The organism is Pseudomonas sp. MWU318 (genome assembly GCF_016756945.1).
Lineage (GTDB): Bacteria > Pseudomonadota > Gammaproteobacteria > Pseudomonadales > Pseudomonadaceae > Aquipseudomonas > Aquipseudomonas putida_A.
The window spans coordinates 1-12,812 of sequence record NZ_JAESJL010000011.1 but is presented as its reverse complement, the minus strand read 5'-3'; the positions used below and the strand labels follow the sequence as shown (position 1 = coordinate 12,812).

Sequence of the window (12,812 nt, the reverse complement as noted above, 5' to 3'; positions counted from 1 at the left end):
ATGGCGCTGGCCAAACGCATCATCCCTTGCCTGGACGTGGACAACGGCCGGGTCGTCAAAGGTGTGAAGTTCGAGAACATCCGCGATGCTGGCGACCCGGTGGAAATCGCCCGTCGTTATGACGAGCAGGGTGCCGACGAGATTACCTTTCTCGATATCACCGCCAGCGTCGATGGTCGCGACACCACGCTGCATACCGTCGAGCGCATGGCCAGCCAGGTGTTCATTCCGCTGACCGTCGGCGGTGGCGTGCGCACCGTGCAGGACATCCGCAACCTGCTCAATGCCGGTGCGGACAAGGTCTCGATCAACACCGCAGCGGTGTTCAATCCGGAATTCGTTGGCGAAGCGGCGCAGCATTTCGGCTCGCAATGCATCGTCGTCGCCATCGACGCGAAGAAAGTCTCCGGCCCGGGCGAAACCCCGCGCTGGGAAATCTTCACCCACGGCGGGCGCAAGCCAACCGGCCTCGACGCGGTCGAGTGGGCGAAGAAAATGGAAGGCCTCGGTGCCGGCGAAATCCTGCTGACCAGCATGGATCAGGACGGCATGAAAAACGGCTTCGACCTCGGCGTGACCCGCGCGATCAGCGATGCGCTGGGCATTCCGGTGATCGCTTCCGGCGGCGTCGGCAATCTGCAGCATCTGGCCGACGGCATCCTCGAAGGCCACGCCAGCGCGGTACTGGCGGCGAGTATTTTCCACTTCGGCGAATACACCGTGCAGGAAGCGAAAGCGTACATGGCCAAACGCGGCATCGTGATGCGCTAAACCGTACAGGCCAGTGGACAGCATGGCGTACCCAAGGCACTCTTGGGCACGCCATGGATTCCGGTAGCCCGACATGATCAAACGCCTGCTTCTTGTTCTCGCCAGTGCCTCTGTGTTGTTGCTCAACACGGCGCGGGCCGAAAACAGTCCCGACACCGATCTGGTGCTCCTCACCGAAAACTTCCCGCCCTACAACATGGCGAAAGACGGCAAGAACTTCGCCAAGGGCGAGAACATCAACGGTATTGCCGCCGACATCGTGCGCGAAATGTTCAAGCGCGCCGGGCTCACCTACAGCCTGACGCTGCGCTTCCCATGGGAGCGCGTCTACAAACTGGCGCTGGAAAACCCCGGTTACGGCGCCTTTGTGATGGCCCGCCTGCCGGACCGCGAAAACCTGTTCAAATGGGTCGGCCCGATCGGTCCGGACGACTGGATCATGTTGGCCAGGGCCGACAGCAAAATCACCCTCGAAACCCTCAACGATGCGCGCAAATACAAGATCGGTGCCTACAAAGGCGATGCGATTGCCGAGACGCTGGCCAAGCAGGGCTTGAAGCCTACGGTCGTTCTGCGCGATCAGGACAACGCGAAAAAACTGGTCAATGGCCAGATCGACCTGTGGGCCACGGGTGATCCTGCCGGGCGTTATCTGGCGCGGCAGGACGGGGTCACCGGGCTCAAGACCGTGTTGCGCTTCAACAGCGCCGAGTTATATCTGGCGCTGAACAAGGATGTGTCGGACGCAACGGTCGCCAGGCTGCAGGCGGCGTTGGATCAGATGCGCAAGGACGGGGTTGTCGACGAGATCATGGGGCGCTATCTGTAGTCGTCGGTAACGACTGGTCCGCTGCGTCGTGGGTGCATTCTTGCGGCGGATACTGCAGCAGACTCAGGTTATCGTTCTGGGTGTAAGCCAGATTGATCCCCGCTTGCGAGCCGTCAGCACGACGCAGCTCGTAGAAACTCTCCAGCTGATAAACCGCGACGAATTTGCCTTTGCCGGCCATCGCGATCACATGGGTAACAAATGGAGTCTGCCAACCACTGGTTGACGTCTCGCTGTGAGTGAACTGGCTGTCCAGTCTTGCCGAGAATGGGAGTGACGGAGGAGCGTCTGCCTTCGTTGCCCACGGGCTCACAAAACTGATCGCGGTAAGTTGAGTGAACAGACGCAACGTCTTCGGATTCTGCAGCCGCTGTGCAGTCCACTTGAAAGCCCGTGCCTCCTCGCCCGTGTTGTGTCCGCTCCCAACCAGATAGTACTGGTCGGTTCTTTCCAGGCGATAAAACGGCGTGGTGCGTAATTGATCAATTGGCGACAAGTCATCCTTGACCACGAACCATGGCAGCTCGATGACTTGGGCGAGGGTGGCCACTCCCTTGGTTTCGGGGGCTTGCGCTGCGGAGAGCGTCGGCAGCTGTGGCGGTGACTGGATTAGCGGCGCGATCTGCATGCTTAGTGAATAGGCACCGACATTGCCCTCTGGCCGGTTGAAACTGCTGGCCGCAACAAATGTTCCCGGTGCGAAATGAATCTCTCCCGGCGGTGCATTGGGTGGTATGACACTCCATGCACTGAAGCTCTGCTTGGCGCCGCTGCCCCTGTCATTCCAGATCAGTTCGCCAACGTCCGAGGCGATCACCAGATCGGCGCGTACGCAGCGAACCGCGTTGAGTGAAGGTTTTTCGTGATCATTGGAGCAGACCGCGCCCATGGCCACATACCCTTGCGGAGCGATCGGTCGCCATACGGCACCGTCTTTCTTCGAGCCTGAGCCGGAATCTTTCCAGATCAGTTCGAAATCCTCCGGGCGCCTTAATGCCGGGCCCCTGTCCGGATCTGCACTGGGTGCATCCGCCTCGCAAACAACGGCCACTACGGTGCTACCGTTGATGTTGTCGTGTCCGGCGACGAACACGTCGCCGAGCGGAAAATAGCCCGGCAACACATCCGGTGCCGGAGTCGGGCGCCAGAAGGCCGCGGGTTTTGCCCGCGAGCCGGTGCTGTCCCAGATGCGGTGAAACTCCGTGGTGAAATGGATCAGCAGATTGTCGTGTCTGATCGGTTCGATTTGCCTGGATGGGGCTGCGGCCTGGTCATGAATGGTCATGGTCACTCCTGATAGTTGAACGGCGACTCAAGGGAGTCGCGACCCGTTGCAGGTCTCACTATCGGTATTCGCACCCGGTCTCTGGCGGTAACTATGTATGACGTCGTGACCAGTTATTTCCGAAAAACCGTTCCTTGCCATGGGCAGCCTTGCGCTCCTGTTTTGCCCAATAAGGCAGAAGCACAAGGCCGGCGTCACTGATCAGCTCAGGGGGCGCTGTTTTTGAGCGCTTCCCATTCCAGGATGTATTCCTTCAATTCTGAGCGCTGATTGTTGGGGTCGACAGCGTAAACGCAGAGCTTGAGGGGGAAGTTGCTTTCCGGGCGTAGCCAATTGGAGGTCACACGCCTATAACCCTGCGGGTCTTCGCAACTGACTTTTTCAGCAAGGCCGCCTTTTACCTCGTATCGATCAAGGCCCTCGTTCTTGTGTTCCGGCCACAGAATCAGCGCCTTGTTTATCTCTTTGTTAAACGAAGTCGCTATGGTCGGAACAGGCGTCGGGCCCGCATCAATCAGATAAGTGGGAACAGTGACGGCATTGCGATAAGTGCCTGCGGGTAATATGTCCTCAGTACTGTTTGTGGCGATGATGCAAAGGTTGTTAAGCCCGGTTTCAGGTCCCATCGGAACATTTAATCGAGTGGGCGCAGTGCCGGTGGTGATTGGCTGGCTGTAGCCTTGCGGAACTTCGCAATCGACCGGGTCAGGCGTACGTTTGGTCCGGATAAACCGGGTGCTGGCGGTTATTTCAAAGTTCCACTCTGGATAAACGTAGTTACCCTGAGCGTTTATGCTGATCTTTGCATGCGTTGGCACTTGGGCAGGCAGTCTGATAGAGGCCGCTGGAAATAACTCGCACACCTGCGGATCCGTATCGAGTTTGCCATCGATAAAGCAGCCGTTGAAAACCGAGGTGGGACTGCCGTAACTGCCGCTCGGCATCTGACCGTATCCAGGCAGCGGCGTCAGATGGTGAGCCAAGGTCCCAAGGACGCCGTAGACCTCGTTGGTCGCTCGAACGATGACCGGACTCCCCGAGCTGCCGGCAGCAATATCTTTGCATTGGTTGCTGACGGTATGCCGCCAAACCCAGGGCTTTTCGAAAATCGCCGGGGAGGGCATGTGGGTGCAGGCTGACATTTGTAATGGAGCACCGACGGGTTTGTGCACAATCAGAATGTCGCTATCTTCTGCCGGCGCCTGCCGGGCCAGTTTCATGGGCGTGATGCCCTGTGCCAGAAGTTCGCCCTGCGACACTCCAAGCTCCAACAGAGCCAGGTCGACACCCTGAATACTGCTCCAGGCTACTTTCTTCACAGGCACAGTCCTGGAGGCAGCAGTCGTATCGATGAAGTTGTTGAAGGTAATGCTGGCTTCGATAGGGTCATCTGTTCGCATGACCCCGTTTTCCTTGCCCACGCAGTGGGCGCTGGTCAGTGCATAGGCGGAATCGGACGGTCGAGAGCTGTTAGTGTCGATCAGGAAGGCGGTGCAGGAACCGTGCTCGCGGCTTTTGTACTCGCCGATCCCCATCCAGTGGTTATTTTCGCCATCTTTGTTAGTCAGGTGTCGCGACGGTGAGAAGTTTTCAGCGCCCTTGCCGTAATCGACAGGACTGGAACAGGCAGGAAGTGAGAAGGCGGTCAGTAATAAAAAGCTTGGGTGGATATATTTAAAGTTCATGGCCAGTCCTTGGCTTGTGAGTAAAAGACTGGCGCAGAATAAGACAGTTGGGTTTGAGTCGGTTCTATAAGTTATTGCTGCTTATTTTGGTCGTAGAGGCTTATGAGAATTTAATAAGTTGATAGCTTAACGATAAATTCCATTTTTTCCGTGTGCAGCTGTCGCTTTGTTACTCCGCACGCTGATCATCTGCTTGATATCGATCCACTCGATGCCTTGCGCCTTGAGCTTCGGCAATTCACGTTCCAGCACCGCCAGCGTCTGCGGGTAAGGGTGGCCGATCATCACGGCCGAGCCCTGCTTGCGGGCCAGGCTGATCGCCGTCTGCAGCTGGGTGAAAATAGCGGCTTCGGTGCGTTCGTCATCGAGGAACACATCCCGCGAAACACTCGCCAGATCGATCTTCTGTGCTTGCTGCGCCGCCACGGTCTGGGCGCTGGTGCGGCTGTCGACGAAGAACTTGTGCCGACGTTGCAACTCACCCATCAGCCACGCCATCGCCACCGGCTGGGCTGTCATGCGACTGCCCATGTGGTTGTTGATGCCCGCCGTGTAGGGAACCATTTTGAAGGCGGCATCGAGGCGTTTTTCCAACTCTTCGAGCGGCAGCTCGGGATGCCAGGCATACGGGCCGGTGGCCGGGTCCATGGGCATATGCAGGATCACGATCTTGCCGGCGCGATGGGCTTCGCGGGCGAACTCGGTAGCGTGCGGCGTGTCGGGCATGATCGCCGTGGTCACCGGGCCGGGCAGAGCCAGCACGCGGCGATCCCGGGGCAGGTTCTGCCCCAGGTCGTCGATGATCAGCGTCAGGTAGGCTTTTTGCGCGGTGGTCCTGGCGGGTTCTGCGTGAGCAGCACCCGCCAGACAGCACAGCAGGACGAAGAGCAAACGCAACGACATCCTCAACGGCCGGACGTGATGCTCAGGCCTTTGAGCAGGCTCAGGGCCTGGGCCAACTGGTAATCGTCATCCTGCGGCATGGCCTTGGCCTTGGCGCCGGAACCGGTCGGCTTGTCTGCGCCGCCGTTGCCGTTGCCCAAGTGACCTTGCAGGTCGGCTTCCTTGAAGTAGTCGCCGTCCGCTTCGTTGGTGATCTTGGCCTTGCGCACTTCGATGTCCGGAACGATTCCCTGGGCCTGGATCGAGCGGCCGTTCGGCGTGAAATACAGCGCCGTGGTGATCTTCAGCGCGCGGTCGTTGTTCAGCGGCAGCACGGTCTGCACCGAGCCTTTGCCGAAACTGGTGGTGCCCATGACTACCGCGCGTTTCTGATCCTGCAGGGCGCCGGCGACGATTTCCGAAGCCGAGGCGCTGCCGCCGTTGATCAGTACGACCATCGGCACCGCTTCGCTTTCGTCCTTGCCGGTGGCGGAGAAGCGCAGCTCGGAGTTGGCGATCCGGCCTTTGGTGTAAACGATCAGACCTTTCTTGATGAAGTGGTCGACCACTTCCACTGCCGCCTGCAACACACCGCCCGGGTTGTTGCGCAGGTCGAGGATAATGCCGTTGAGCTTTTTGCCGTTGTCTTTGCGCAGCTTGGCCAGGGCCTTGGAGACCTCCTCGCCGGTCTTGACCTGGAACTGGGTGATGCGGATGTAGCCGTAGCCAGACTCAAGCAACTGCGCCTTGACACTCTTCACTTGAATCACGGCGCGGGCCAGGGTCACGTCGAACGGCGTGCCGCCATCGCGCACCAGGGTCAGGGTGATTTTCTGGCCGATCTTGCCGCGCATCTTGTCCACGGCTTCGGTCATGGTCTGGCCGCGAGTCGGCTGGCCGTTGATCTTGACGATGAAGTCTCCGGCCTGAATGCCGGCCTTCGACGCCGGGGTGTCGTCGATCGGCGAGACGACCTTGATGAAGCCATCCTCGGAGCCGACTTCGATGCCCAGACCGCCGAATTCGCCGCTGGTGCTTTCCTGTAGCTCGGTGAAGTCTTCAGGGCCGAGATACGCGGAGTGCGGATCGAGGTTGCTGAGCATGCCCTTGATCGCGTTTTCCAGCAGGGTCTTGTCATCCACCGGCTCGACATACGCCGCCTTGATCCGGTCCATGACCTCGGCAAAGGTGCGCAACTCTTCCAGCGGCAACGGGGCCTTGGCGGTCGCGGCAGTGCCTGCCGGAGCGACGGCCGGGGCCGGTTGAGCGGCGAACGCCAGAGGCGCGCCGATCACCAGGGCGATCGTCAGGGCCAGCGAGGTAAGGCGGGACAAATGCAGCATGTCGAACGAACTCCTGAATTAGGCGACGCGCTTATCCTTGCGCGTGACACCATTGCGCCGGATCACTCGGGTGACCCTGCTGACGAATTGCGAAATACAGCGCTGGTGTGTCCTGACCGCCACTGTTACCCACAGTGGAGATCGACTCACCGGCTTTTACCACGTCACCGGCCGACTTGAGCAGTGTCTGGTTGTGACCGTAAAGACTCAGATAACCATTGCCGTGATCAAGGATCACCAGCAGCCCGGCACCACGCAACCAGTCGGCGAACACCACGCGCCCGCCGTGCACGGCATGCACCTGGCTGCCGGCGGCGGCGCTGATCATCACGCCATCCCACTTGGTCCGGGCATCGTCGCCACGGCTTTCGCCGAAGCGTGCCAGCAATCGACCATCAACCGGCCATGGAAGTTTTCCCCGGGTTGCAGCAAAAGGGCCACCGAAGGTCTCGCCGCTGCTGGATACCAGCGCGCCGGGGGTTGATCTGGCTGGTTTTCGTGGGGCGTCGCTGTTTTCAGCCTGCGCCTCACGCAAACGCTTTTTTTCCGCTTCCTGCTGGGCGATCAGCGCTTTCTGCCGCGCCTCTTCTGCCTCACGGGCCTGGCGGGCCAGGGTTTCTTCAATGGTTTTAAGAACTTTAGACAGGTCTGCCTGATCCTGCTCGCGGGCGGCCAGTTTCTGGTCGCGGGCTTTTACGTCATCGTTAAGCTTGGCGAGGACTTGCTGGCGTTCCTTGCGGACTTTTTCCAGCTCGTCGCGCTGGGTGTCGAGGCTGCTTTTCTGTACCAGCAATTGCGCCTGCTGCATGGCGATGTCTTTTTCGACATTGGCCAGTTGGCGCAGGGTTTCGTTGAAGTTCTTCAACTGCTCCAGGCGGGCCTGGCTCAGGTAATCGTAATAGGTGAGGGTGCGGGCGAATTTCTCGGGATTCTGCTGGTTGAGCAGCAGCTTGAGGTATTCCTGACGGCCATTCTGGTAGGCCGCGCGGGCCTGGATGGCGATCAGTCGCTGCTGTTCAGTGCGCGCGCTCTGGAGTTTTTTTTTCTCCGCATCGAGTCGCTGCAGCTCGGATTCGCTTTTCTTCAGCTCTTTCTGCAGGGCGTCGACCTGCTTCTCGAGCTTGCCCATCTCGGTTTCGGTGCCCTTGAGCTCTTTCTGCACACCGGATTTTTCTTCCTGCAGCTTGCCCAGCAGCTTTTTCAGCTCGGCAATGTCCTGACGCGTGGCATCCAACTGCTGTTGGGTTTGCGCGCGCTCGTCAGCGAAGGCCGGTTGGAGCAGGCAGGTCAGAGCGAGGGCGATCAGGACGCGGAGCATAGAGGCGGGCGGCACCAGGGTAATGGACGGCCTAGTATGCCCGCCCGGGGCGGCAAAAAAAACGCCCAATTGGGCTTGTGTGATAACTGGAGCGGCGGAGAGGCTCATTTCCATTTCGAAAACCCCATAAACCACTGTGGGAGCTGGCTTGCCAGCGATGGCGTCCGCACATTCAACATAGCTGTTGGCTGTCAGATTGCTATCGCTGGCAAGCCAGCTCCCACAGGGTTTGGTGGTGTTTGATCTGGCGAATTAAACCAGAATCGAGGTGCCAGTCATTTCCGCCGGTTTTTCCAGGCCCAGCAGCATCAGCATGGTCGGTGCCACGTCCGCCAGTACGCCGCCTTCACGGACCTTGAGGTCGCGCTTGCCGACATAAATGAACGGCACCGGCTCGGTGGTGTGCGCGGTGTGCGCCTGGTGGGTTTCCTCATCGGCCATTTTTTCGACGTTGCCATGGTCAGCGGTGATCAGCGCTTCGCCGCCAACCTTTTCCAGCGCTTCGACGATACGCCCAACGCAGGTATCCAGGCATTCCACGGCTTTCACCGCAGCGTCGAACACGCCGCTGTGGCCGACCATGTCGCCGTTGGCGTAGTTGACCACGATCACGTCGTAACGCTGGTGTTCGATGGCATCGACGATGCGGTCGGTGACTTCCGGCGCGCTCATCTCCGGCTGCAGGTCGTAGGTGGCGACTTTTGGCGACGGGATGAGGATGCGCTCTTCACCCGGGAACGGTTCTTCGCGGCCGCCAGAGAAGAAGAAGGTCACGTGCGCGTATTTTTCGGTTTCGGCGATGCGCAGCTGAGTCTTGCCGTTTTTCGCCAGATAGTCGCCAAGCACGTTTTCCAGGCTGCCCGGAGCAAAGGCTGCTGGGGCTGGAATGCTGGCGGCGTATTGGGTCAAGCCCACGTACTGCACTTTGGGCTGACGCGCGCGCTCGAATTCCTTGAAATCGTCTTCGACGAATACACGGCTCAGTTCGCGGGCGCGGTCGGCGCGGAAGTTCATGAACACCACGGCGTCGCCGTCTTCGACCTTGACCGGTTCGCCGATGGTGGTGGCTTTGACGAATTCGTCACTCTCGCCACGGGCGTAGGCGGCGTCGAGGCCTTCCTGAGCGGTGGCGGCGTTGAATTCGGCGTTGCCGTCGACGATCAGGTTGTAGGCCTGGGAGACGCGGTCCCAGCGGTTGTCACGGTCCATCGCGAAGTAGCGACCGATGAGGCTGGCGATGCGGCCCTTGCCAAGTGCCTGGAAGGTCGCGTCGAGCAGTTCGATCGACGACGCGGCGCTTTTTGGCGGGGTGTCGCGGCCATCGAGGAAGGCGTGCAGGTAGATCTTCTCGGCACCGCGCTTGAAGGCCAGTTCGGCCATGGCGATCAGGTGATCCTGGTGGCTGTGCACGCCGCCATCGGACAGCAGACCCATGAAATGCACGGCTTTGCCGGCGGCCACGGCTTTATCCACGGCAGCGCAGATGGTCGGGTTGTCGAAGAACTCACCGTCGCGGATCGCTTTGGTCACGCGGGTGAAGTCCTGATACACCACGCGCCCGGCGCCGAGGTTCATGTGGCCGACTTCGGAGTTGCCCATCTGACCGTCCGGCAGACCAACGTCCATGCCGCTGCCCGAGATCAGGCCGTTCGGCACCGTGGCCCACAGACGATCGAGCACAGGCTTCTTCGCCGCATACACGGCATTGGATTCGTGGCTGTCACTGTGACCGAAGCCGTCGAGAATCATCAGGACCAAAGGTTTAGGCGTGGTAGTCATGGAATCCACTCGTGGCTAATAAAGAAGAGGGCGTTGAAAAAGGGAGTGGCGAGTTTAATGCTTAGTTCCGACCACGTCACCGCCGGACGGGGTTTGGCCCACCATAGTGGCTGTGTATACTGGCCGACATTTTAACGCCCTGGAACCTCCTTCGATGGTTGCTCACCTGATTGAATTTGCCACTAACCACTACATTCTTGTCGGTATCTTCGTCGTATTGCTGGCTTTGCTGCTGGCGCACACGATGCAGGGCGGCGGTAAAAGCCTGAGCACCGGCGAACTGACCGCACTGGTCAACAAGGACGCAGGCGTGGTGGTGGACATCCGTCCGGCGAAAGATTACGCCGCCGGCCATATCGTTGGCGCGATCAACATTCCTCAAGACAAACTGGCTGCGCGTACCGGCGAGCTGGAAAAGCACAAGGCCAAGACCATCATTTTGGTCGACGCCCTGGGCCAGACCGCTGGCACCCACGCTCGCGAGCTGATGAAGTCCGGCTTCACTGCCGCCAAGCTGTCCGGCGGGATCTCCAGCTGGAAAGGCGACAACCTGCCGCTGGTGAAGTGATATGAGCGAAGTCATCGTCTACTCCAGCGATTACTGCCCTTACTGCATGCGAGCCAAGCAATTGCTCGCGAACAAAGGTGTGGCCTTCGAAGAGATCAAGGTCGATGGCAAGCCGCAGATTCGTGCTGCCATGAGCCAGAAGGCCGGACGCACGTCCGTGCCGCAGATCTGGATCGGCGAAAAGCACATCGGCGGTTGTGATGATTTGTATGCCCTGGAGCGCGCCGGCAAGCTCGACGCGCTGCTCAAGGCCTGAACGGCTGCACCCACGTACAGCAATCCCTAAAAGACCCAAGATCAGAAAGGATCTGAGATGACTGACCAACAGAACACTGCAGCCAGCGAAGAAGAAACCGCACCGCAATTCTCCTTGCAGCGCATCTACGTACGCGATCTGTCCTTCGAAGCCCCGAAAAGCCCGGCGATCTTCCGCCAGCAGTGGGACCCGACCGTCGGCCTGGACCTGAACACCCGTCAGAAAGAACTGGAAGGCGATTTCTACGAAGTCGTGCTGACCCTGTCCGTGACCGTGAAAAACGGCGACGAAGTGGCTTTCATCGCTGAAGTGCAACAGGCCGGTATCTTCCTGATCAAGAACCTCGACGCGGCTTCGATGAGCCACACTCTGGGTGCGTTCTGCCCGAACATCCTGTTCCCGTACGCGCGCGAAACCCTCGACAGCCTGGTGACCCGTGGTTCGTTCCCGGCCCTGATGCTGGCGCCGGTGAACTTCGACGCTCTGTACGCGCAGGAGCTGCAGCGCATGCAGGCAGCGGGCGAGACTCCGACCGTTCAATAAGCGGTTTGAGCGACAACGAAAAAAGCGCCGTAACAGGCGCTTTTTTCTTGGGTTGGAATACAGACTTCATGACTTCATGTAGGAGCTGCCGCAGGCTGCGATCTTTTGATCTTGATCTTCAAAAACAGGATCAAAAGATCGTCCGAACGCGGCCCGAGCCTTCGGCAGCTCCTACAGGGGTGATGTTTTTGCGGGCGGCGGGTTATTTGAAGTCGTTCTGCCGCCACGCTTCGTACACGGCCACCGCCACGGTGTTGGACAGGTTCAGGCTGCGGCAGCCTTCACGCATCGGCAGGCGCAGGCGCTGTTCGGCGGGCAGGGCGTCCAGCACTTCCGGCGGCAAGCCACGGCTTTCCGGGCCGAAGATGAACGCATCGCCCGGGACGAACGCGGCATCGTGAAACGGCCGCGAACCTTTGGTGGTAAAGGCGAACAGCCGTGGGTTGCCGAGGCTTTCCAGGCAACTGGCGAGGTCGGCGTGGCGCTGCAACGTGGCATATTCGTGGTAGTCGAGACCGGCCCGGCGCAAGCGCTTGTCGTCCATCTCGAAACCCAGCGGTTCGATCAAATGCAGGTGGCAGCCGCTGTTGGCGCACAGCCTGATAACGTTGCCGGTGTTCGGCGGAATTTCTGGTTGAAAAAGGATGACGTGAAACATGCACGGCTCCGAAGGTAAAGATGACGCGCATTCTACGCCGCAAGCCGACCCGCGTTCGAAACTATTCCCGCGGGTGATCGGTTCGCTGGCGATTGTCGGCTTGATGGTCGGCTTGATGATCGGCCGCCTGACCACGCCGGACCCCAGCGTGCTGCAGCAGGTCGAGGTGACCGCTGACGGCCTGGTGGTGTGGTTCGATAACGAACCGAAGCTGCACGGTGAAATCATCGATGGCACCGTGGCCCTGTTGTTTCAGGCAGAGGGCAAGGCGCAAAAGGGTCAGCTCAAGCTCAACGGCAAGGACGTGAACTGGCGAACGCGCTTGAGTGACGGTGGGCTGTTGCTGACGGTGCTGGCGGCGCGGCCGCTGCAGGGGGACTGGGCCGGCAGCAGGGTCGATGACCGCTGGCGGCTGGAGATCCATCTCCGGGAGCAATAAAAGCGGGAATCCCCGGCCTGCCTGTACCAGGGTTCCCAAAACGGGGTGGACTTCGCTGAGAGCGTCGGTCCGGTGTAAAGAGGGAACCCCCGGCCTGCCTGTACCAAGGATCCCAAAAGGGTGGGTTCGCCGCGTTGCGGTTTTGAGCCCGGTGTAAAGAGGGGAATCCCCGGCCTGCCTGTACCAAGGTCCCCGAAAGGGTTGGTGAATCGAATCACCTGTAAGCGTTATTGCAGGGGGCGTGCCAGTTTTAGCATTTCGAAACAGAAAAAAGCCTAAGAGCCGCGAGAGTCCCGTGAATCGGGGCTTTGATGCTTCCGCTTGGTTGAAGCTTTGATCTTGTTGGTGTTTTTTTGATCAGTGAGTCATGCCCAATTGCGGTTCGCCGTGCCTTGTGGCGGTGCACACAAAAAAAGATCGCAGCCTTCGGCAGCTCCTACAGGGATATGCGTTCTC

At 59.5% G+C, this 12,812-nt stretch carries 13 protein-coding genes; 6 read left to right on the top strand and 7 right to left on the bottom strand.

The features are described 5' to 3' along the window. Both hisF and JN524_RS22970 read left to right on the top strand, forming a co-directional pair. On the top strand, nucleotides 1-771 hold the full coding sequence (hisF, locus tag JN524_RS22975; protein WP_007909211.1) for an imidazole glycerol phosphate synthase subunit HisF: 771 nt from the start codon (nucleotides 1-3) through the stop codon (nucleotides 769-771). 73 nt (nucleotides 772-844) lie between these two features. Next, a complete protein-coding gene (locus JN524_RS22970; protein ID WP_097086958.1) occupies nucleotides 845-1,600 on the top strand; it encodes a substrate-binding periplasmic protein in 756 nt (251 codons plus the stop codon). Here the strand turns inward: JN524_RS22970 and JN524_RS22965 are convergent. The 6 genes from JN524_RS22965 to gpmI form a co-directional block, all read right to left on the bottom strand. Continuing rightward, entirely contained in the window at nucleotides 1,581-2,885 is a 1,305-nt protein-coding gene (locus tag JN524_RS22965; RefSeq protein WP_202370823.1) for a Vps62-related protein, read from the bottom strand. The genes JN524_RS22970 and JN524_RS22965 overlap by 20 nt on opposite strands. A gap of 206 nt (nucleotides 2,886-3,091) precedes the next feature. Further along, nucleotides 3,092-4,570 carry a S1 family peptidase gene (locus JN524_RS22960; protein WP_202370822.1) on the bottom strand — a complete coding sequence of 493 codons (1,479 nt, stop codon included), beginning with the start codon at nucleotides 4,568-4,570 and terminating at the stop codon, nucleotides 3,092-3,094. A 126-nt stretch (nucleotides 4,571-4,696) separates the two neighbouring features. Continuing rightward, complete coding sequence (locus tag JN524_RS22955) at nucleotides 4,697-5,473, bottom strand: divergent polysaccharide deacetylase family protein (protein WP_202370821.1); 777 nt, start codon at nucleotides 5,471-5,473, stop codon at nucleotides 4,697-4,699. A 2-nt stretch (nucleotides 5,474-5,475) separates the two neighbouring features. Next, nucleotides 5,476-6,795, bottom strand: a complete 1,320-nt coding sequence (locus JN524_RS22950; protein WP_041071409.1) for a S41 family peptidase — start codon at nucleotides 6,793-6,795, stop codon at nucleotides 5,476-5,478. Nucleotides 6,796-6,826: 31 nt separating this feature from the next. Then, nucleotides 6,827-8,113, bottom strand: coding sequence for a murein hydrolase activator EnvC family protein (locus tag JN524_RS22945; RefSeq protein ID WP_123585600.1), 1,287 nt, complete (start codon nucleotides 8,111-8,113; stop codon nucleotides 6,827-6,829). 252 nt (nucleotides 8,114-8,365) lie between these two features. Further along, nucleotides 8,366-9,892 (bottom strand): 2,3-bisphosphoglycerate-independent phosphoglycerate mutase, encoded by a 1,527-nt coding sequence (gpmI, locus tag JN524_RS22940; RefSeq protein WP_202370820.1) that lies wholly within the window; start codon nucleotides 9,890-9,892, stop codon nucleotides 8,366-8,368. 154 nt (nucleotides 9,893-10,046) lie between these two features. Between gpmI and JN524_RS22935 the strand changes: the two genes are divergently transcribed. The 3 genes from JN524_RS22935 to secB are packed head-to-tail and all read left to right on the top strand — an operon-like array spanning nucleotide 10,047 to nucleotide 11,259. Continuing rightward, nucleotides 10,047-10,460 (top strand): rhodanese-like domain-containing protein, encoded by a 414-nt coding sequence (locus JN524_RS22935; protein ID WP_007961724.1) that lies wholly within the window; start codon nucleotides 10,047-10,049, stop codon nucleotides 10,458-10,460. A gap of 1 nt (nucleotide 10,461) precedes the next feature. Next, a complete protein-coding gene (gene grxC / locus JN524_RS22930) occupies nucleotides 10,462-10,716 on the top strand; it encodes a glutaredoxin 3 (RefSeq protein ID WP_003220774.1) in 255 nt (84 codons plus the stop codon). Between the two features lie 57 nt (nucleotides 10,717-10,773). Further along, nucleotides 10,774-11,259, top strand: a complete 486-nt coding sequence (gene secB / locus JN524_RS22925; protein WP_025110924.1) for a protein-export chaperone SecB — start codon at nucleotides 10,774-10,776, stop codon at nucleotides 11,257-11,259. 202 nt (nucleotides 11,260-11,461) lie between these two features. On the opposite strand, the gene JN524_RS22920 is transcribed toward secB, so the two are convergent. Beyond that, nucleotides 11,462-11,917, bottom strand: a complete 456-nt coding sequence (locus tag JN524_RS22920) for a tRNA (cytidine(34)-2'-O)-methyltransferase (protein WP_003220777.1) — start codon at nucleotides 11,915-11,917, stop codon at nucleotides 11,462-11,464. Between JN524_RS22920 and JN524_RS22915 the strand changes: the two genes are divergently transcribed. Continuing rightward, nucleotides 11,916-12,356, top strand: coding sequence for a hypothetical protein (locus JN524_RS22915; RefSeq protein WP_202370819.1), 441 nt, complete (start codon nucleotides 11,916-11,918; stop codon nucleotides 12,354-12,356). The two genes, JN524_RS22920 and JN524_RS22915, sit on opposite strands and share 2 nt — an antisense overlap. Nucleotides 12,357-12,812: the final 456 nt, after the last annotated feature.